Annotated in this window: 13 protein-coding genes; 6 read left to right on the top strand and 7 right to left on the bottom strand. The window is 61.0% G+C overall.

Annotated elements, in window-relative coordinates; translation table 11 throughout:
* Both WBR68_RS11915 and WBR68_RS11910 read right to left on the bottom strand, forming a co-directional pair.
* Nucleotides 1-2,034 (bottom strand): alkyl/aryl-sulfatase, encoded by a 2,034-nt coding sequence (locus tag WBR68_RS11915; RefSeq protein ID WP_050446463.1) that lies wholly within the window; start codon nt 2,032-2,034, stop codon nt 1-3.
* A 313-nt stretch (nt 2,035-2,347) separates the two neighbouring features.
* Entirely contained in the window at nt 2,348-3,604 is a 1,257-nt protein-coding gene (locus WBR68_RS11910) for a hypothetical protein (RefSeq protein ID WP_230694354.1), read from the bottom strand.
* A gap of 104 nt (nt 3,605-3,708) precedes the next feature.
* Here WBR68_RS11910 and WBR68_RS11905 point away from each other — a divergent pair, with 104 nt between their 5' ends.
* The gene (locus WBR68_RS11905; protein WP_230694353.1) at nt 3,709-5,463 is read left to right on the top strand and encodes a mechanosensitive ion channel family protein; all 1,755 of its coding nucleotides are present in this window, start codon (nt 3,709-3,711) and stop codon (nt 5,461-5,463) included.
* A 44-nt stretch (nt 5,464-5,507) separates the two neighbouring features.
* Here the strand turns inward: WBR68_RS11905 and WBR68_RS11900 are convergent, their stop codons facing one another.
* The 4 genes from WBR68_RS11900 to WBR68_RS11885 form a co-directional block, all read right to left on the bottom strand.
* Nucleotides 5,508-8,183 carry a beta-eliminating lyase-related protein gene (locus WBR68_RS11900; RefSeq protein ID WP_230694352.1) on the bottom strand — a complete coding sequence of 892 codons (2,676 nt, stop codon included), beginning with the start codon at nt 8,181-8,183 and terminating at the stop codon, nt 5,508-5,510.
* A gap of 152 nt (nt 8,184-8,335) precedes the next feature.
* A complete protein-coding gene (gene aspT / locus WBR68_RS11895) occupies nt 8,336-10,024 on the bottom strand; it encodes an aspartate-alanine antiporter (protein ID WP_230694351.1) in 1,689 nt (562 codons plus the stop codon).
* Between the two features lie 533 nt (nt 10,025-10,557).
* On the bottom strand, nt 10,558-11,421 hold the full coding sequence (gene ppk2 / locus WBR68_RS11890; protein ID WP_230694350.1) for a polyphosphate kinase 2: 864 nt from the start codon (nt 11,419-11,421) through the stop codon (nt 10,558-10,560).
* 153 nt (nt 11,422-11,574) lie between these two features.
* On the bottom strand, nt 11,575-12,492 hold the full coding sequence (locus WBR68_RS11885; protein ID WP_230694349.1) for a helix-turn-helix domain-containing protein: 918 nt from the start codon (nt 12,490-12,492) through the stop codon (nt 11,575-11,577).
* A 125-nt stretch (nt 12,493-12,617) separates the two neighbouring features.
* Between WBR68_RS11885 and WBR68_RS11880 the strand changes: the two genes are divergently transcribed.
* The 5 genes from WBR68_RS11880 (at nt 12,618) to WBR68_RS11860 (ending at nt 19,235) form a co-directional block, all read left to right on the top strand.
* On the top strand, nt 12,618-13,094 hold the full coding sequence (locus WBR68_RS11880) for a DUF3302 domain-containing protein (RefSeq protein WP_230694348.1): 477 nt from the start codon (nt 12,618-12,620) through the stop codon (nt 13,092-13,094).
* Between the two features lie 12 nt (nt 13,095-13,106).
* Nucleotides 13,107-14,249, top strand: coding sequence for an HlyD family secretion protein (locus tag WBR68_RS11875; RefSeq protein WP_050446457.1), 1,143 nt, complete (start codon nt 13,107-13,109; stop codon nt 14,247-14,249).
* An 11-nt stretch (nt 14,250-14,260) separates the two neighbouring features.
* Entirely contained in the window at nt 14,261-15,676 is a 1,416-nt protein-coding gene (locus WBR68_RS11870) for a TolC family protein (protein ID WP_230694347.1), read from the top strand.
* Between the two features lie 67 nt (nt 15,677-15,743).
* Nucleotides 15,744-17,435, top strand: coding sequence for an aspartate-alanine antiporter (gene aspT, locus WBR68_RS11865; RefSeq protein ID WP_230694346.1), 1,692 nt, complete (start codon nt 15,744-15,746; stop codon nt 17,433-17,435).
* A gap of 81 nt (nt 17,436-17,516) precedes the next feature.
* Entirely contained in the window at nt 17,517-19,235 is a 1,719-nt protein-coding gene (locus WBR68_RS11860; protein ID WP_230694345.1) for a SulP family inorganic anion transporter, read from the top strand.
* A 28-nt stretch (nt 19,236-19,263) separates the two neighbouring features.
* Here the strand turns inward: WBR68_RS11860 and WBR68_RS11855 are convergent, their stop codons facing one another.
* A complete protein-coding gene (locus tag WBR68_RS11855; RefSeq protein ID WP_127184387.1) occupies nt 19,264-20,127 on the bottom strand; it encodes a LysR family transcriptional regulator in 864 nt (287 codons plus the stop codon).
* Nucleotides 20,128-20,221 lie beyond the last annotated feature (94 nt).

Genomic DNA, 20,221 nt, shown 5'->3' with positions numbered 1-20,221 from the left:
CTACGGCGTGACGATGTTGAACCAGAATTCAAAGTCATCCAGCGAGCCGAACACATCGTTCAGCTTTGACTGATCGCCGGTGATCTTGACGTCGCCCTTGGCCATGGCGTCCTTCAAGGTCGTCTGCTTCAACATGATGTCGTTCAAGGTGTTTCGCGTGAGCGATACGCTGGCGCTAGGCTCTTTCGCCGGCTTGCCCTCGGTGTGGTTGAGCACGCTGTTCACCATTTCAAGCGTGTATTGCTGCTTGGTGTCGGTGAAGTCCACATTCAGGACGACGTGCTTGCCGGCGGCTTTCTCGCGATTCAATCGGACGGCGAAATAGTCGAAGAGCATGTCCAGCGTCATGGCGCGCACTGTGTCGGGGCTGGCGGTGTCGGGCACGGGCAGCTTCTTCACGCCTTCACGAAGCTCCTTGGCGCCTGTCAGATAGAAATTGCGCCACGGACCGCTTTCGGCCTGATAGCCCATCTGCTCCAGCGCGTCGGCCTGAAGGTCGCGCGCGGCCTGGTTCTTCGGGTCGGCAAAGACCGCGTAATTGACCACTTCGGCTACCCAGCGGTAATCCCCCTTGGCGTAATACTCGCGCGCCTTTTTCAGCAAGGCGTCGGTTCCGCCCATCATGTCGACATAGCGCTTTGCCCCTTGTTCGATAGGCAGTGTATGCAAGGTAGCGGGGTTGCCATTGAACCAGCCCAGATAAAGCACATACGTGGCGCGCACGTTGTGATTCAAAGACCCGTAATAGCCCCGGTTCGAGAACTTGTCGGCGATGGACTTCGGCAGTTTCACCTGCTCGGCAATCTCCTCTTTGTTGTAGCCCATGTTGGCCAGCCGCAACGTCTCGTCGTTGATGTACCGGTACATGTCGCGCTGCATGCCGATCTGTTCCTGGACCGCCTTCTTGCCCCACACCGGCCAGTGATGCATGGCGTACATGACTTCCACATCATCACCCCACAGCGCCAGGGCTTCGTTCAAATACTTAGACCACGCCAGCGGGTCGCGAATCTTGGCGCCGCGCAGGGAATACGTGTTGTGCAGCGTATGGGTGGAGTCCTCCGCCGTATTCAGCGCCTTCTTTTCCTTGATGTAGTACAGCATTTCGGCGGGGGCTTCGCTGCCCGGCGCGTACAGGAACTGATACGTCAGGCCGTCGATGGTGCGCGTTTCACCGGTCTTTTCAATGATGTCCGTCGGCGCGATCAAGGTGACGGTGCCGGCGGACGTGGTGGTGCCCAGGCCCGCGCCTACCTGGCCCGTCGGGCTGGGCGGCAGCAGGTTTCCGTACATGTAGCTGGCGCGCCGGCTCATTGCCGTACCCGCCATGACGTTTTCGGCCACGGCGTGTTCAAGAAAGCCCAGGGGCGCATAGATCTTGACCTTGCCGGCCTTGACGTCCGCCTCGTCCACCACGCCGCGCACTCCGCCGTAGTGATCCACATGGCTATGGGTGTAGATGACCGCCACCACCGGCTTCTTTGGCCGATGCTGATAATAAAGATCCAGCGCCGCCTTGGCGGTTTCGGTAGAAATCAGCGGGTCCATGATCGTCAGGCCTTCCTTGCCTTCCACGATCGTCATATTGGACAGATCCAGATTGCGAACCTGGTAAATGCCATCCGTGACTTGGAACAGGCCTGAGATATTCAAAAGCTGCGATTGCCGCCACAGACTGGGGTTGACGGTGTCCGGGGCGTCCGAGCCTTCTTTAATGAAGTTGTATTTGGTGGGGTCCCATACCAGATTGCCTTGCTCGCCCTTGATCATGGCAGCGGGCAGCGGGGCGATGAAACCCTTATGCGCAAGTTCGAAAGACGTCTTGTCTGAAAATGGCAGCTCTTTCAGCAGCGCGGCATTTGCCTGCTTGGTGGCGTCTTCGGCAGGTTTGGGCGCCTGTTGCGCCCAGGCCGAACTTGCGGTGGCAAAAAATAGCGCCGCCAAGGTGGCGGACGCCAAGCGGCCGCGCTTGAGCGGGCTGCCGACATGAGGGGAGTTTGACCAGGGGGCGTTCGTACCGCGAGTGGGCTTCATGTTGACGATTTCTCCATACATTGACGGGCTGGGCCAGCGTCGTAAACGAGGTTCTATCGGGCAATAAAGTCACGCAACTACGGAGTGGAAATCAGCAGCCCCTGGCAGAGGAAAACGCAATGGCAATATGACGAAACTAATTGTTTCGAGTGATGGCGAAGGGGCATCTGCTAATCAATACAGTTTCGTAGCCTACATAAAAAAGCGCTCGCGGAATATAAAAATCTGATCAATGCAGTCATCGCGGCATCACGGTGACGCGGGTTGCCGCGCCCCCGGAGTTACCCCGAAATCACCCGTAGTTGCCCCCGACTTATCCCGGCCTACGCGGCGTAACTAGCCTGATCTCATCCACCTGGCTGGCATAGCTGGCGCCTTGCAGCAGCAGCACCGTTTGCGGGTTGCCGTTGCGGCGGTCCAGCCATTGCGACAGGGTGCCCGGCGTTTTCTTGCGGAACTGGATGTCGTAGTCGGCCGCCGCGTTGTCGTAGGGCAGGCGCACGTCTATCCAGCTTTCGCCCAGCAGGCGGTTGACGGTGCGGCGGCTGTCGCCCACCTTCAGGCCCACGATGCTGCCCTTGAACGGTGCGCGCACGGTAATGGAATCGACCTGGCCGGCGAAGCTGAACATCAGTTCAATGCCGCGCTCGGGAAAGTCAAGCTTGGTCTTGCCGGACTTGCCTGCTGGCTCGGGCATGCGGGTGGTGCCGAAGGCGGTCTGCACCTGGGCAATCGTGTCGCCCAGCCACACGCCCAGTCCGTTCGTGGTGAGCGCATCGTCGCCCGCGCCGGCGGGATTGTCGCCGAAGCGCTCGCGGTAGGCGGCGGTTTGCACGGCCAGGTTGGCACGGTCGCGCAGCACGTCGCCAGCCAGCCAGTTCGTCATGAAGTCGCGCATCTGCGCGCCTTGGCAATCAAAGCGATCCGACGCATTTCGCGCCGCCAACTTCTGGGCGTTGGCGATGTACGTCTTGTCTTGTTCGTTCAGCAGTGCCGGGATCTCGTCCAGCACAAAGCGCTTGCCTGGGTTGTTGCACTTTTCGGCATACAGGTTGTACAGCGTGCCATTTGCGTGAATGCGGGCCAGTGATGTGGTGATGTCGTCTTGCAGCAGTACCTGGCTGACGGTCGCCGCGCGCTGTTCGGTGCGCGCGCGCATTTCCTTGTCTAGCTCGTTTGCCAATGATTGCGGACGCGGTTCGCTCGGGCCGAAGAGCCTGGCTTGCAACTCCTGGATCGACTGGCCGACATTGACGTTGTAGAGACCCGCGGATTGGCCAATCTGGAACACGCACAGCAAAGCCGCCGCAATGCACAGCACGGAGCGTGCCCACCACCGCGACGGCTCGCCATACGAGCCGTCGTTCTTCAGCATTTTTACCGCCATGACCAGACCGGCGATGGCCAGGACCAAACCCAGGATATTGAAGCTGGAATCTTGCACCTTGATGCCGTTCACCGAGGCCTGCTGGGTGGTGCCCAGAAATAGCCAGAAAGGCAGCATGCCCAAGAGCAGGGCGAACAACGGGCGCCGCAGTCGGTGCCATAGGCCGGGTGTGTGCTGACTCATATCGCAGGGTCTCTCTATTTTGGTTTCGAGGACCCGCATTATTAACTGTTTTTGCGCGTCGATAGCGCTAAGATCAAACTGCTTGAATCAGCCGGCGGGCGATCGTGCCCGCCAAGAGAATCGTCGCTTACGGGCGGACGAATACAGCGATATCGGCAAGAGAGGACACCATGACTAGAACCATTCAAGTCTCCATCCTTGCCGCGCTGCTGTTGTTGATGATGATGACTCCGCTTCGCGCGGCGACGGATGATGGGCGTCCGGGAGCGTCCTCTTCTCTTGAAGTAACGCTTGAAACCGCCCCGGTAGAGATCGATGGCCAAGTGCTGTTCAAGGTGCGCGGGCTGTCCTCTTTTCCAGCTGAGAAGCGCGCCGAGACCATCAGGGAAAGAATCGAGAGCGTGGCGGCCCAGGCCACGTTTCCCAGCGGCGACCTGCGAACCGAGGTTATAGAGAACGGCACGGTAATCAGGGCAGGCGGGAACCCCTTGATGCTCGTCACCGACGCGGATGCTCAACTTGAGCAGACCACGCGCGACAGTCTTGCGGCGCTGCACCTGTTGCGTATTCAACGCGCCATTGACGATTTCCGGCAGGCGCGCAAACCCGACACGCTGCTGAAGGCGGGGCTGTATAGCGCCGGGGCCACCGTCTTGCTGGCGCTGGGAATTGCCATTCTGCTGATGCTCAACCGGTGGCTGGACAAGGCGGTGTCCAAGCTGCTGAAGAGCCGGGTCCGTTCGGTCGACATCCAGTCGTTTGAAATCCTGCGCATGGATACCATCTGGAAAGCCTTGCACGGCCTGGTGCTGGCGGTTGGCGCGGTGACCATCGTCGTATCCGTGTATGCCTACCTGCAATACGTGCTGGCGTTGTTTCCCTGGACTCGCGCTATCTCGAATGACCTGTTCGATCTGGCCGCGGGCGCCGGCGAAAGGTTGGGTAAATCCCTGGCGGCCGTGATTCCCGATCTGGTCATTCTTGTCCTCATCTATTACCTGGCACGGTTCGTCCTGCGGCGAGTCAGGAAATTCTTCGAGGCGGTGGACCAGCGCCGCGTGGCATTTACCCAGTTCGAGGCGGAATGGGCGCTTCCGACTTACAAGCTGGTGCGGGTGTTGATTCTGGCATTCGCCTTTATCGTGGCGTACCCCTACATTCCCGGCTCCGAAACGCCGGCCTTCAAGGGCATTTCCATCTTCATCGGCCTGGTGGTGTCGCTGGGTTCGTCAACCGCGATTTCGAATTTCATCGCCGGGTATCTGATGACGTATCGCAGGGTCTTCAAGGTGGGTGACCGCGTCAAGGTGGGGGAGGTGATTGGTGAGGTCGTTGCCGTTCGCCTGCAAGTGACCCATCTTCGAACGAACAAGAATGAGGAAATCACGATTCCGAATTCTCAGATCCTGAATAGCGACGTCACCAACTACAGTTCCCTGGCCAGCACTAAAGGGTTGATTCTGCATACCTCTGTCGGTATCGGTTATCAAACCCCATGGCGGCAGGTGGAAGCGATGTTGTGCACGGCGGGGCAGCGGACGGCGGGCGTTCTCACCGAGCCGGGACCATTCGTGCTGCTGACCAAGCTGGGCGACTTCGCGGTGACTTATGAATTGAACGTTTATATCCGCGACACGCAACGAATCGCCAAGACCTATGCCGAACTGCACCGCCACATCCTGGATGTCTTCAACGAATACGGCGTGCAGATCATGACGCCGGCCTACGAAGGCGACCCCGACCAACCGAAGGTGGTGGCGCCGGAGCGGTGGTATACGGCTCCGGCGACGGCTGGGACGCCCGCCACGCCTGCGACTCCCCCGACGCCCGCCGCGTCGAACCCCGGCGCCGAGCGTTGATCCGCGAGCGAATCACACGCGCCCGGCGCTTGCGCTGACGGCCGTTATTGACCGCTTGCCGGTCGAGGCTTGATGGCCGCCGGCTTGATCAGCTTGATGCCCCGTGCGGCGTTATAGCCATGGATCTCTTTCACATCCAGCTTGCGCATGAATTCGATGGTGTCGGCGTCGATGATCTGGCCGGGCACCATGATGGGAAACCCGGGCGGGTACGGAATCACGAAGTTCGCCGACACCAGTTCAGGGCCGTTGGCCAGGCGGTCATCCAGCGCTGCCGCCGACAGCGGGATGTACTCGCATTCGTCTTCGTTATAGGCCGCGAAGAAGGCAGTGCGTATGTCCCCTTCGGAAGTGGCGCTGGCTGAATTGTCGCGGTACCCGTCGTGAAAGCGACTGAAGTTGGGCAAGTTGGGAACGTCTTCCATCAGGCTACGCACTTTCGCCGCGAACGCCGCTTGTTCGGCTTCACCCCCTTCCTTGAGCCTGGCTTCGATCGACCCGGAAATTTCAAGCAGCACCTTGATCAGCGCCGCGACGTCGCTGCGCGTGTTGTTGATATTGCTTTGCAGCAACACGCTGTTGCGCGAGGTCTTGTTCAACTGGATGTTGTAGGTCGACGCCAACAGGTTCTTGAAGGCGGTGCCGTCGTACCCCGCCGTGCCGCACACCAGCGTCATGCGGGTGGGGTCCAAGCAGAATTCATCATTCTTCAGGGCTTGCACCGCCGTCAGCCAGTTCATCCCGGGCGCCAGGTAATCCGAGAATCCTGAAGGGCGGAACTCGTCCGGAATCATCTTGTTGGCGCCCAGCACGCTGAAGTACTTCGAGATGATCGGGTGCTTGGCGATTTCACGGCGAATGGCCAGCGCAACCTCGATGGCGCGCATGACCAGCTCGTATCCCTCAAGCTCCATCTGCCGGCGCGCGACATCCAGCGACGCGATGATCTGCGCATTGGGCGATGTGGACGCATGGATGAACACGGCTTCGTGAAACGCCGAAATGTGGTGTTCGTAATCTTCGTCGCGCACGGCCACGAGCGACCCCTGGCGCAGGCTGGACATGGATTTATGCACGGAATCGGTTTCGTACACCCGCACGCGCATGGTCTTGGGATTCGGCACCAACTGCCGGTCCAGCAAGCGCGCGTCCTTCGGGTCCAGATCTTCTCCCAGTTCCTGGGCCTGTTCCTCCCAGGCTTGCAGGGCAGCAGGGTCATCACGCCACTGTTCCAGTGCGGCGGCCGCGCCCATGGCGGTGCGCGGGCGCAGGAAGGGCGACCAACGCGCAAAGCCGAACCACGCTTCATCCCAAAGAAAGATCAGGTCTGGCTTGATGGCCAGGCATTCCATCATTACCTGGCGGGTGTTGTAGATGTGCCCGTCAAACGTGCAGTTGGTCAGCGTCACCATGGCGACCTTGTCCAGCCTGCCTTCGGCCTTCAAGCCCAGCAGTGCCTGTTTGATGGTGCGTAGCGGCACGGCCCCGTACATCGAGTACTCGGTCATGGGATAGGCTTCCACGTACAGGGGCTGCGCCCCGGACAGCACCATTCCATAGTGATGTGACTTATGGCAGTTGCGGTCGACGATGACGATGTCGCCCGGTTTGGTCACCGCCTGGTAAACCATTTTGTTCGACGTCGACGTTCCGTTGGTCACGAAGAACACATGATCCGCGCCCACCGCGCGCGCGAACTTCTCTTGGGCGGTCTTGATGTTGCCCGTGGGTTCCAGCATGCTGTCCAGCCCCCCCGTCGTGGCGGATGTCTCGGCCAGGAACAGGTTCAGGCCGTAGAACTCCCCAAAGTCCCGCACCCAGTTCGACTTGATGATGGACTTTCCGCGTGCAATCGGAAGCGCGTGGAAGGTGCTGATCGGCCTTAGTGCGTAGTGCTTCAGGTTGTCGAAGTATGGGGTTGTCTGGCGCTCGCGCACGCCTTCCAGAATGCTCAGGTGTACTTCGATGGGTTCCTCGGCCTCGTAGAACAGGCGGCGGATGGACGAGGCCGCGGGGTCGCCCGCCAGCTGTTCAACCTTGCGGTCCGTCAGCATGTAGATATCCAGCTCTGGCCTGATGTTGGCGATGATGCGCGCCAGCCTGACGCCTATCCCGGCCGGCGCCTGGGAGGTATCCAGGCGCCGGTAGACGTCCAGGAAATGCTTCAGCAGCGGCACATCGTGCGCCGACGACATGGAAATGCCGTCATAGATCACGACGGCCTCGATTTTTCCGTTCAATATCGTGGCCAGGATGGCGTCTTCAAAACTGCCCACCAGCACCGGTTCATACACCAGGCCGTCGTCGGCACGCCGCAAGTGACGCAGTTCGTGGCATATCGCCGCCGAGCGCGCCGCCGACATGGGCGACACCAGCAGCACTTCAAAGTACGGCGGCCGGGCGGCTTGCCCGCCCAAGCCGGGCAGCAGGTGCTCTTGCGCGTCAGAGGACGATTCATCCGTCGCCGTCCATTCACTGTCGTGGTAGCGATAGCTGCCCGACAGCAAGGCATTGCTCATGCGAAGAATCAGGCGCGCCGTGCCCATGGCGTCGTGGTCCGCCAGGCGTTCTTCCAGGGCGCGCAGCAGAGGCGTGCCCGGATACGCGAAGTAGCTTTCCATGGGCAGCAATTCGGCCAGCGCCTCTTGCACGGCGGCGGCCCCGGCGTGGCCTTTGCCGCCGCGCGCGTCGCCCGCCCAGGCTTGTGCCTTTGCATTCATATCGCGCCACCTGTCCAAACGCGCGGCGGAGTTTGAGAACAGGTGGTCCAAGTGCTGACTGTCATCCGCTTTGCTCGTCATGGCATTTCCTTTGGTGGCTTTCCCGCTCGCCTGCCGCGCGTGCGCAACAAGGCAGCGGGCGAGGTTGTCGGCTAAGAAAGAATGATGATGATCACCATGCCCCAGATCGTCAGCAGCGTGTTGCCGACCGCGTAGGTGACCGTGTAGCCCAGCCCGGGCACCTGGCTCTTGGCGGCGTCGCACACCATGCCCAATGCAGCCGTGGTGGTGCGGGAGCCCGCGCAAATCCCCAGGATCAAGGCGGGGTCGAAGCGGAAGACGTACTTGGCCAGCAACATGCCGCCGATCAACGGCACCGCCGTTGCAAAGATTCCCCACAGGAACAGGCTGATGCCAAGCTTTTGAAGTCCGGCCACGAAGCCGGGGCCGGCGGATATGCCCACCACCGCGATGAACACGTTCAAACCCACCGAATTCATGAACCACAAGGTGGGCTCGGGAATGCGTCCGAAGGTGGGATGAATTGCCCGGAACCAGCCGAACACAATGCCGGCGATCAGCGCGCCGCCCGCCGTGGACAGCGTGATGGGAATCCCGCTGACGTTGATCACAATGGCGCCGATCAGGGCACCCAGAGTGATCGCCAGTGACATGAACGCGACGTCCGTCACGGTGGTCGGCCGGTCAACATAGCCCAGTTGCTTGGCGGTGGCATTGATGTCCTGCGTGCGGCCGACGACGGTAATGACGTCGCCCCGGAACAACTGCGTCTTGGGCAGCACGGGAATGGGTGTTTCGGTCGGGCCGCGCCGAATGCGCTTCAGGAAAACGCCGCGCGCACCTGGCCACTTGGCCAGTTCTTCCAGCGGCTTGCCGTCCACTTTCTTGTTCGAGATGTAGATGTCCACGCCCTCGGTCTTGATGTCCAAGAGCTCTGCATCTTCGACTTCGCGGCCGCTGGGGCCAAGCCGCTCGATCAATTGATTGCGTTTGCCACCAATGGCGACAACGTCGCCCGCTTCAATCACCGTGGTCAGATCCACCTCGATGACGGCGCCACCCCGACGTACCCGTTCCACGAATGCGCGATAGCCGGTTTGCGTGCCGGCCTCGATCTCGCCAATGGTCTTGCCGATGAAGGGGCTTTCCGGCGCGACCGAATAGGCCCGCACCTCGAATTCGTACCACTGGGTGGCGTCAGCCGCGCCGCCGCCCGCGCCAAGCTTCTGTTCATAGGCTTTGCAGGCCGCCACCAGATCGATGCCCAGCAGCTTCGGGCCAATCTGCGCCAGTATGATCGCCGAGCCCACCGTACCGAAAATGTAGGTCACGGCATAGGCGATGGGCATGGCGTCCAGCAAGGCTTGCGTTTCCCCGGGGGTTTGTCCCAGGCGGTTGATCGCGTCTGTCGCCAAACCCATCGACGCCGAAATGGTCTGCGAACCGGCGAATAGCCCCGCGGCCGAACCCAAGTCATAGCCCGCAAGGATCGCCGCGACCGCGGCTGCCCCAAGCGACAGCAGCGCCATCAACACGGCAAAGATCGCTTGAGGCAAGCCGTCCTTGGCAATGCCCCGCACGAACTGGGGACCGACGCCGTAGCCCACCGCAAACAGGAACATCAGGAAAAAGACCGACTTCACATTGGGTGAAATCTTCACGCCCAGAATGCCGATACCAATCGCCACCAGCAGGGTAGCGGTGACGGCGCCAAGGCTGAAGCCCTTGAAGCTCTTGCCCCCGATCCAGTAGCCGATCCCCAGCGCCAGGAAAATGGCGATCTCTGGATAGGCTTTCAAGGTTGCAACAAACCAGGTCATGTCCTTCTCCTTTGTGGATACCCGTAATCGGCGACGAAGAAGCATGCAAAGTCAGCGGTACGTCCATGACAGAGTCGTCTTGTGGACACTATGAATCACGTCGGCATGGCATTTCGCATGGACTCAACATCGTTGTTGATCCTCGTCAACTATTTGCTTCGCCAGACCGCATGGCTTGCGCAACGTCGCGGCCGGACTCAATAAAATGCAGATATGCCGTCAGGGATAGGCACGCGAAACCTGGGAGCAAGATGCCATGACCACAATGAAGACAATCCCGCCCAGTGAGTACGTCAAGCTTGTAAACAGCTTGAATGGGAAGGCGAACCCGGGCTGTAACGGGCAGTTGGTTACCTACACGGTCAGCGGGCTGAACCTGGACCAGCGCACGCACCTCAACGTTCCTCGCGACGCATGGTCTGCGTCGGCCGCTTCAATTTTTGAACTGCGGCGCAGGGGAATATTCTGTTTTCCTATCCTTGCGCCGCTTGAGGAACCCCGCCGGTCTCGGCCGTATCGCCGCACCGCACTGACTAGAACTTCTGTGGAACTTGCCTGATGGTGTGGGTGGGTTCGCGGTAGCCTTGCGGCTTTTGCCGCTTTGGCAACGTCACTTTTGTCCTGGGCAGCGCCTTGTACGGAATGCTCTGCAGAATATGGCTGATGATATTCAGCCGCACCCGCTTCTTGTTATTGGAATCGGCAATAAACCAGGGCGCCAAGCCTGTATCCGTGGCCGCGAACATGTCGTCGCGCGCGCGCGAATAGTCATACCAATGGCTGTACGAATCCAGATCCAGTTTGGATAGCTTCCAGATCTTGCGCTCGTCGTGGATGCGCGCTTGCAGGCGGCGCGTTTGTTCTTCTTCGCTGACTTCCAGCCAGTACTTGAGCAGGATGATTCCAGATTCCGTGAGGGCGCGCTCCACCAGCGGCACCGCCTTCAAGAAGCCCTTGGCCTCTTCCTTGGTACAAAAACCCAGCACCCGTTCCACCCCGGCGCGGTTGTACCAGCTACGGTCAAAAATCACGATCTCGCCGGCGGCGGGCAAGAGGGGAAGGTACCGTTGCATATACATCTGGGTCTTCTCGCGATCCGTGGGTGCGGGCAGCGCGATGACACGGAAGACGCGCGGGCTGACGCGGGCTGTAATGGCCTTGATCGTGCCCCCTTTGCCAGCGCCATCGCGTCCTTCAAAAATAATGCACACCTTGGCGCCCGTGTGGACGACCCACTGTTGAAGTTTGACCAGTTCGATGTGGAGCCGGGCCAATTCCTCTTCGTATCGCTTGCGCGATAACGCGGGCTGCTCTGGCGCGCCGTTTTCCTCCGCATCCTGCTTTTTTTCCGTGTTCTTTTTTTCCGTGTTCTTTTCAGCCGTATTCTTCTTAGCCATGATTTCACTCCTCTACCCGTTGTGCGAGTCCGATGGGAAGGATCAATGTGACCAGTTCAGGCGTTCGGCGTTGATTGTGAACGTGATTAAAGCCTTACGTCCATGATGATTCCGGCGAAAATCTGTAAGGAAAGAAATTGGGCGTACCCGGCGTTATTGCTGACGCAGCCGGTGGCGTGTCTGGGACGGCGTTTCCAGGAACAATCTGCGGTAGTGGGCCGCCGCATACGTTGAATACGCATACCCGTGCTGAAGAAAACAATCCGCTACGGTCATTCGCGGGTCGCGGTTTTTGGCAAGATCCAAATAAACTTCGTGCAGCTTGCGCAGGCAAAGATAATGCCCCGGTCCCATGCCGAAACACGCCAGGAAAAAGTCTCGCAAGCTGCGCTCGCTGATCCTCATGGCTTTGCACAGGTCGTTGACATGCGCGGTGGCGTTTTGCTCGCGAAAAACCTTCAGGGCGGACTCGCACAGCTTGGACATTGATATCGAAGGGCGTCCCCGGCACCTTTGAACCGGGGTGCGGGAAGCGATCAGATCAAACAAGCGCTGCTCGATCAGGCGACGGCCGATTTCCGGCGGACATGACGGCGCCAATGACGTGATGGCGGCATCACGCAATGCCGCGACCTGCAGGTAGTCTGTACGCACCATGCTTTCTGCGTCCGCCCAGCGCCGCAGCGTCTGCGCCATCAAGCTACTGCCCGCGAATAAGTCCGAACCGAGGGGCAAGGCAATCATGATCCACTCATTCGAACCCGCGGCCCGAAAGGCATAGCCTCTGGACGGCGCCAGGATGCCGACGGAATCCTGAGAAAAAGGCTGTCCGTTCAACCACGTCGGGCTTGAAGGCGGTTGCGACAACAGCAGTGTCAGGTGCGTGGGGCGGCCCGTGGCTTCGCATAAGCTTGGCGCCGTTGCGACGCCACGTTGAACGTCGATGCCATTCACATCAAGATGGCCGATTCGCCATTCATTACCGCCAGGCCCCAGCAGGAATATGCGGGCGTGCGCTGCCAGAATCGCTTGCGCATACGAATCAAACGACTCGAAATGATGAAGATTCATACCTTCCTCCGGGCGCCGGGACTGTCGGTATTTTGCCGAAATTAGCATGGACTTTGCGAGCAGTCAGTGGCAACAATGCAATTCAAGTTCTCGCGAATCGCGTTATCGAGAAAAAGGGGCGCTATATGTTTCTTGCCAAGTTGCGGTCAAGACTCCTCGTAGCCGTAACCATCGCGACCGCACTCATTCCCATTACGGCGCATGCCGTGTCCGGACACCTGGAAGACTCGATCGCCGATGTGCTCGTCTGGTTCGTGCTCGTTCTGGTGCCAATACTGGCCATCTGGATATTCTGGAAGCTCCATGTCCTGCCCGAAGTCATTGCCGAAAAACGGCATCACCCTCAAGCCGATGCGATCAAGGCGCTCTGCCTGATGTCCCTGGTGTTTGGGGGCATGCTGTGGCCCTTTGCCTGGCTGTGGGCGTATACAAAGCCGGTCGGCTACCGGCTGGCTTACGGCCGAGACAAGCACGATCACTATTACCAGGAAATAAGCGCCAACGAAGACGAGACGGCACGCGAAAACAAGACAGAAAGCCACACCAGTCCTGAACAGGAACCACGACAGGAACCACGGCCCGGTCCCAAAACAGTTAGTTGACGAGGGGGTGCAATGCTTGAGCTCATTGCGGTCGTGTATGGGCTGGTGGTTTGGCTTGTATTCATCAAGCTGAAGCTGCTCCCGTGGAATATCCAATCGCAGGTTGGCGTGGTCGCCGTGGGCGCGGCCGGATTGGTGGCGCTTGTGCTGACGATCAATGTCGTCACGCCCTCATCGTCAGAGGCGCGGGTGGTCAACTATGTGGTCGAGATCGTCCCCAGGGTGACCGGGCGCGTGGTGGAAATTCCCGTGGAGGGCAATCGGCTGATCAAGAAAGGCGACGTACTGCTGCGCCTGGACGCCGAGCCTTACGAGCTGAAAGTCAGGCAGCTCGAAGCCAAGCTTATCGATGCGCAAACGTCCCAGCAGTCGCTGGATCGCGACTTGGCGGCGGCGCAATCGATGACGGCAGCCGCCCTGGCGCAAGTGGAATTGACCCGTATGCGCTTGCGCCAAAGCACCGCCTTGGCGGCGCGCGGGGCGGGCAGCCAATACGATGTGCAGAGTTTTCAAAGTGAATTGAAGGTACGAATTGCCAACTGGGAAGCGGCGCGCGAAGCGGAACAAAAGGTCCGGCTGAACGTATCCGCCGTGGTGGACGGCGACCAAGTGGCCGTGGCGCAGGTCAAAGCCGAGCTGGATACCGCCAAATGGGAATTGGCGCAGACCACGCTCTATGCGCCCGCGGACGGGTACGTCATCAACTTGCAGGCGCGGGTGGGCTCTTACGCCGCGGCGTTACCGCTACGCCCCATCATGTCGTTCGTCGAGACGACGCAGCAGGTGATCGCCTTCTTCGATCAGAATCAGCTTACGAAGGTCAAGCCTGGCAACGAGGTCGAGGTGTCGCTACGTACCGTCCCCGGCCACGTCTTCAAAGGCAAGGTGGATTCAATCGTCTGGGCAACGTCCCAGGGCCAAATCCAGGCATCCGGCGTGTTGCCCGGCACGACCGCCGAGGGCGCCCACGCCGCCGCGCCCATGCAGTTCGCCGTGCGCATCGACCTTGAAGCGCCGCAAGACACGGCGCTGGCCATGGGTGCCCGAGGCCGCGCCGCCATCTACACAGACAGCCTGGGGATGCTGCATATGGTGCGCAAGGTGATCGTCCGCGTCTCCGCCAAGCTCGACTATCTGGTCCTTAAGCTTCATTGACGGGGGCCTCCATGCCAGCGCGCCGCCCGATCGCCCCACGCATGCTTGCAACGGTGTGCTGCGCCATGGCCTTCATGGCGGGCTGCGCCAACCTGGACCGCCCAGAGGACACCGCCTTGTACGAGCAAGCGATGTCCGGCACGCATGTGCCCGACCAATGGACTGCCAGCACAGCGGCCGCCGCGTTCTCGCCGCAATGGGCCGGCTTTGCGGATGGCGGCACGCTGACCGCCCTGATCAATGAAGCGCTGGCCAACAATATTGATCTACGGGTGGCTGCCAGCAGGATGCAACAGGCGGCGCATCAGGCCAGGTTGGCGGGCGCCGACCTTTTGCCCACCATCGGCATCGGCGCGCGCGCGGCCACGGACCCGACGCCGGGCAGCGCGTTTTCGGCCAATGGCTACGCCATCCTGCTGAACTGGGAAATCGACTTGTGGGGCAGGGCGCGGGCTCAGAAACTGTCTGGCGAAGCCGGATACCGTTCCGCCGAAGCGGACTACGCCTATGCCCGCCAGTCCATCGGCGCCTTGACCGCCCGCAGCTGGCTTGCTGCCCTGGAGGCAAGCGGCCAACTGTCGCTGGCGCAGCAAATTGAAGGCGCCACCGACGAGCAGCTCAAGCTGGTGCAGTACCGTCGCCGCATCGGCAAAGTCAGCGACATGGACGTGGCGTATTGGTCGGAACAGGTAGCCGCGGCGGCTGACGTGGTGGCCCAGCGTGAACAGGCGCGTGCCCAGGCCTTGCGGGCATTGGAGCTGATACTGGGACGCTATCCCGCCGGCGCCTTGCAAGCCAACGAGACCATTCCCGATGCGCCGGCGCTGCTGCCCCCCGGTCTGCCTTTGGACCTGTTGGACCGCAGGCCCGACCTGGTCGCCGCGCGCGAACGCCTGGTGTCGGCGTACTTTGGCGCCGAGGAAGCAAAAGCCGCGCGCTTGCCGGCCATTTCGATATTCGCTGGTGCGGGGCGCTTCACGAAAGACTATTCCGGCCTGGCCACCAGCATGCAAAGCTGGGTGTTCCCGGTGGGCGCGTCGCTGGCCTGGCCGCTGTTCGACGGGGGTACCCGCCAGATCACGCTGGAACTGCGCACCGAACAGCAACGCGAAGCTTTGGCGCTATACGCCCGCGCGATCCTGACGGCAATGGGGGAAGTGGAAAACGGCCTGACAGGCGAACAGCAATTGGCGCTGCGCGAACGATCAATACAGCGCCAGTTTTCCGAAAGCCTCCGTGCGTTGGAGTTGGCGCGGGTGCAACGGCAGATCGGCCAATTCGATGATTTTGATGTGTTGCAGCGCAAGCGCGATCTATTGCGGGTCCAGAGCGACTTGATGCACATCCGCGCGCAACGCCTGGTTCAGCGCGTGAATCTGCATCTTGCATTGGGCGGGCATTTTGTTGCGGAGCCTTCCCCGGAATAGAGCGCCAGCGGAAGCGGGTACGGGACATTCCAGAAGGTAGAACGTCGTCTTTCTAGGGGCGAACGCCATGGACTACTTTAGCAACATGCTGCAGCGCTACCCCGAGCTGGCCGTGTTCCTGGCAATCGGGCTGGGCTATTGGGTGGGCGGATTCAAGTTTCGCGGGGTGGGCTTCGGACCGGTAACCGGGTCCTTGCTGGCGGGCCTGTTGATTGGCTACTTCGTCCGTGTGCCGGTATCCGACACCGCCAAGCAGGTGCTGTTCCTGTTGTTCATGTTCGGTATCGGCTATTCGGTGGGGCCCAGCTTTTTTCGTGGCATGAAGGATGGCGGGTGGCGGTGGGCGGTGCTGGGCGTCGTCGTGCCGGTTGCGGGCTTGCTTACCGCCTGGGCGCTGGCCAGCTTGCTCAAGCTTGAACTCGGGTATGCCGTGGGCCTGATATCAGGCGGGCTGACCGAGTCGCCCGTGATCGGAACGGGCAGCGAAGCCATCCGGCATCTGCCCATCAGCGTTGCAGAGCAAGACCGCCTTATCGGCCAAATCGCCGTGGCGGATGCGCTGTGCTACATCTTCGGCACATTCGGCGTCATCTGGTTCTGCTCAAGCCTGGGGCCCAAGCTGTTGGGTCTGGACCTGAAAGCCGAAGGCGCCCGGCTTGAAAAGGTGTACGGCATTCAGCGGCAGAAGGCGGGCGTGACCTCTGCCTGGCGCAGGTTCGAGTTGCGAGCGTATCGCATCCAGGCCGATGGCCCCGCAGTGGGCCAATCCGTGGCCTGGGTCGAATCCCTGTACGCGCCCGAACGCATCTTCGTTGAGCGCATCCGGCGCGATGGCGCAATATTCTTGGCCACACCCGCCACAGTCCTGCTGGCTGGGGATGTGGTTGCCGTTTCCGGCAAAAGCGAGGTGATACTCAAACTTCTGGAGGGTAGCGCGGTCGCGGAAGCCGACCGAGAGTTGCTCGATATTCCAAGCGCGATGTTCAACGTGGTGCTGTCCAACGCAGATTTCGTCGGAAAGACGGTCGCTCAAATCGCCGAGCAGGCCGAGGAAGTGCGCGGTGTGTTCCTGCGCCAGATCCGGCGGGCGGGGCAAGAGATACCGATAGGCCCGGGCACGGTGCTGCTGCGTGGCGACGTGTTGAACATCGTGGGGCTTGAGCCAGCGGTTGAACGGGTGGCCGCCCGTGTCGGCAGCGTGGTGCGCGAATCGGATTCCACGGATTTTGTTGCGCTGGGCTTTGGCATCTTCATCGGCGCGGTGGTGGGGATATCGCTGGTGTTCCCCATTGGCAGCATGCATATCGCCCTGGGCAGCAGTGTCAGCACATTGATCCTGGGCTTGTTGGTGGGTTGGCGGAACTCGGCCAAGCCGTTGTTTGGCCGCATATCGCATGGCGCGCTTGAGTTCATGAAGTCGATCGGGCTGGCGGGCTTCGTCGCCATGATCGGGCTGAAGGCTGGCCCGCTTTTTGTGGCAGCCCTGCAAGAAGTGGGGCTGACGATTTTCCTGGCGGGTATCGTGGTGACGATGGTTCCTTTGTTCGTCGGTTTGCTGGTGGGGCGATATCTGCTGCATCTTGAACCGCTGCTCTTGCTGGGCGCCCTGGCCGGGGTGCAGACCATGACGGCGGGTCTTGCCGCGGTACAGGAGAAATCCGAGAGCCCCATTGCCGTCATCGGCTATTCTGGCACCGTCGCGTTCGGGCATATCCTGATTACGACATGGGGAACGGTAATCGTCTGGCTGATGTACTGACGGCGAACCACTTCCCTTTGGATTTCAACGCTGTCACCGCATTTCATATGCATCCCCCAGTTGCTACCGCCAAGGTGTTTCATGCCTTATCCGCCGCCCACGGCCGCGCCCGTCGACCATCCACCCCGGCTCTGGCTGCGCTGGCTGCCGGGGGTGGCGGTACTAAGGTCGTATCAGGCTGGTTGGCTGCCCCGCGACCTGGCCGCCGGCCTGGCCTTGGCGGCGATGCTGGTGCCCGTGGGCATTGCCTATGCCGAGGCGTCGGGCGTGCCCGGCGTCTACGGCTTATACGCCACCATCGTGCCGCTGTTGGCCTATGCAATATTCGGCCCCAGCCGAATCCTGGTGCTGGGGCCGGACTCGGCGCTTGCCGCGCCGATCCTGGCGGTGGTGCTCAGCGTGTCCGTGGGCGACCCCATGCGCGCCGTGGCCGTGGCCAGCCTGATGGCCATCGTCGCCGGTTTGTTCTGCATCGTGCTGGGCCTGCTGCGGCTGGGGTTCATCACCGAACTGCTGTCCAAGCCCATCCGCTATGGCTACATGAACGGCATTGCATTGACGGTGCTGGCAAGCCAGTTGCCCAAGATATTCGCGATTCCGATTGACGGCGGTGGCCCGTTGCAGGAACTGTGGCTGTTGACGCGGGCGGTTATCGATGGCCACACCAACTGGTACGCGTTTGCGGTGGGCGCGGCGACCCTGGCGGTGATCTTGCTGCTAAAGCGCTTTGACCGCGTGCCCGGCATTCTGATTGCGGTGATTCTGGCAACCTTGGCGGTCAGCCTGTTTCGGCTGGATGCACGGGGTGTCAACGTACTGGGCGAGATCCCGCAAGGGCTGCCAACATTCACGTTGCCGTGGCTGAGCAACGCGGACTGGGTCACGATCGTGCTTGGCGGCTGCGCCGTGGCGATGATTGCGTTTGCGGATACCAGCGTGCTGTCGCGCACCTATGCCGCGCGCACGCACACGCGCGTGGATCCGAATCAGGAAATGGTGGGGTTGGGCATGGCCAACCTGGCGGCGGGATTCTTCCAGGGCTTTCCCATCAGCAGCAGCGCATCGCGCACGCCCGTGGCCGAAGCGGCGGGCGCGCGCACCCAGCTTACCGGCGTCGTGGGAGCGGTTGCCGTGGCCATGCTGCTCTTGCTGGCGCCCAACCTGCTGCGCTACTTGCCCAGCAGCGCGCTGGCCGCCGTCGTCATCGCCGCCGCCATCGGCCTGTTCGAATTCAAGGACCTGCGCCGCATCTATCGCATCCAGCAATGGGAGTTCTGGCTATCCATGCTGTGCTTTGCCGCCGTGGCTGCGTTCGGCGCCATTCCTGGCATCGGGCTGGCCGTGGTCATCGCCGTCATCGAATTCCTGTGGGACGGCTGGCGCCCGCATTATGCGGTGCTTGGCCAGGTGCCGAACCTGCGCGGCTACCACGACCTGAAGCGCTACCCTCACGCTGCCCTGATAGACGGGCTGGTGCTGTTCCGCTGGGACGCGCCCCTGTTCTTCGCCAACGCCGAGCTGTTTCAGCAACGGCTGATGCAAGCCGTCGAGGCGTCGCCCACGCCGGTGCGGCGCGTGGTGGTGGCCGCCGAACCCGTCACCAGCGTTGACGTGACGTCGGCCGACATGCTGCGCGAGCTTAGCCAGCTTCTGGCCAAGCAGGGCGCCGCACTGCATTTTGCCGAGATGAAGGACCCGGTCCGCGACAAGCTCAAGCGCTTTGAACTGTCGGAGGTTTTCAGTGACACGCACTTTCATCCCACGGTGGAGAGTGCGGTGGAGGATTATCTGGGCCGGTGAATGACACGGCCCAGCGTCTGGCTCACGCCTACGCCAATGCTGCAACCGTGACGTCCAGCAGGGCACGCAGCCTTGCAACTCGGCGTAGGTCGCGGTGATAGCCAAGCCATACATCGCGGCCCGGCGGCGCTTCGCCCAAGTCAATGCGCCGTATGCCCGGCGTGGCATCGCCAAGCGGACACGGCAGAACCGCGAAGCCGGAACCTTCGGCGCACATGCGTGCCTGCACGCCACGGTTGTTGCTACCGAACACGATCCTGGCTTTGGGCAGCATTCGCTTGACCCAATCAACGTCGGGCAGTGCACCGAAGGCGCGGTCCATGCTGATCAGTGTGTAGCCGTCGCCGTCGCCGCGTGATGGCGACACCAGATCGGCGTGCCCATACAAGGCGTAGTCGATGTGCATCAGCTTGCGCTGGATCACGTCGGGTTCGTCGAACGGTGTAATGCGAAACAAAAGATCGGCTTCGTGCCGCGCCAGGTTGTAAAGGCGTGAATCCGTAAGCAGCTCTAACGAGACGCCAGGGTGCTTCGCCAGAAAGCGCGCGAACACGGGCGTCAGTACGTGGATGCCAAACCAGTCCGATGAAGAGACCCGCAGCAGACCGCTCAGCTGGGATTCCTTTCCGGCCAGTACGCGGGTGAAACCCAGCGCCTCTTCTTCCATTCGCTCGGCATAGGCCAGCACGGCCGCGCCGTCATCGGTCAGGACGAAACCATCGCTGGTGCGCTGAAACAGCGTGTGCCCAAGCGCTTCCTCAAGCGCACGCAACCTGCGCCCCATGGTCGGTTGGGTCTGGCCCACGAGCTTCGCTGCGCCGCCCAGCGTGCCGCAGCGGGCAATCGCCAGAAAGACCCGGACATCGCTCCATTCCAGATGCATGTCATTCATTTTCGTTTGACTGAAGTGCAGAAACGTTGATTTACATGCGTTATAGCATGATCAATGATGCAGGCACGGACCTGTTCATTCGACGGGCCAGACA

This window comes from Achromobacter sp. JD-1 (genome assembly GCF_038594925.1).
Classification (GTDB): Bacteria; Pseudomonadota; Gammaproteobacteria; order Burkholderiales; family Burkholderiaceae_B; genus Achromobacter; species Achromobacter spanius_C.
This window is presented reverse-complemented; position numbering and strand designations above follow the sequence as displayed.

Coding starts and splice junctions, on each gene's coding strand:
- WBR68_RS11915 (WP_050446463.1), bottom strand. CDS start 2,034: ATGAAGCCCACTCGCGGTACGAACGCCCCCTGGTCAAACTCCCCTCAT.
- WBR68_RS11910 (WP_230694354.1), bottom strand. CDS start 3,604: ATGAGTCAGCACACACCCGGCCTATGGCACCGACTGCGGCGCCCGTTG.
- WBR68_RS11900 (WP_230694352.1), bottom strand. CDS start 8,183: ATGAATGCAAAGGCACAAGCCTGGGCGGGCGACGCGCGCGGCGGCAAA.
- aspT (WP_230694351.1), bottom strand. CDS start 10,024: ATGACCTGGTTTGTTGCAACCTTGAAAGCCTATCCAGAGATCGCCATT.
- ppk2 (WP_230694350.1), bottom strand. CDS start 11,421: ATGGCTAAGAAGAATACGGCTGAAAAGAACACGGAAAAAAAGAACACG.
- WBR68_RS11885 (WP_230694349.1), bottom strand. CDS start 12,492: ATGAATCTTCATCATTTCGAGTCGTTTGATTCGTATGCGCAAGCGATT.
- WBR68_RS11880 (WP_230694348.1), top strand. CDS start 12,618: ATGTTTCTTGCCAAGTTGCGGTCAAGACTCCTCGTAGCCGTAACCATC.
- WBR68_RS11875 (WP_050446457.1), top strand. CDS start 13,107: ATGCTTGAGCTCATTGCGGTCGTGTATGGGCTGGTGGTTTGGCTTGTA.
- WBR68_RS11870 (WP_230694347.1), top strand. CDS start 14,261: ATGCCAGCGCGCCGCCCGATCGCCCCACGCATGCTTGCAACGGTGTGC.
- aspT (WP_230694346.1), top strand. CDS start 15,744: ATGGACTACTTTAGCAACATGCTGCAGCGCTACCCCGAGCTGGCCGTG.
- WBR68_RS11860 (WP_230694345.1), top strand. CDS start 17,517: ATGCCTTATCCGCCGCCCACGGCCGCGCCCGTCGACCATCCACCCCGG.
- WBR68_RS11855 (WP_127184387.1), bottom strand. CDS start 20,127: ATGAATGACATGCATCTGGAATGGAGCGATGTCCGGGTCTTTCTGGCG.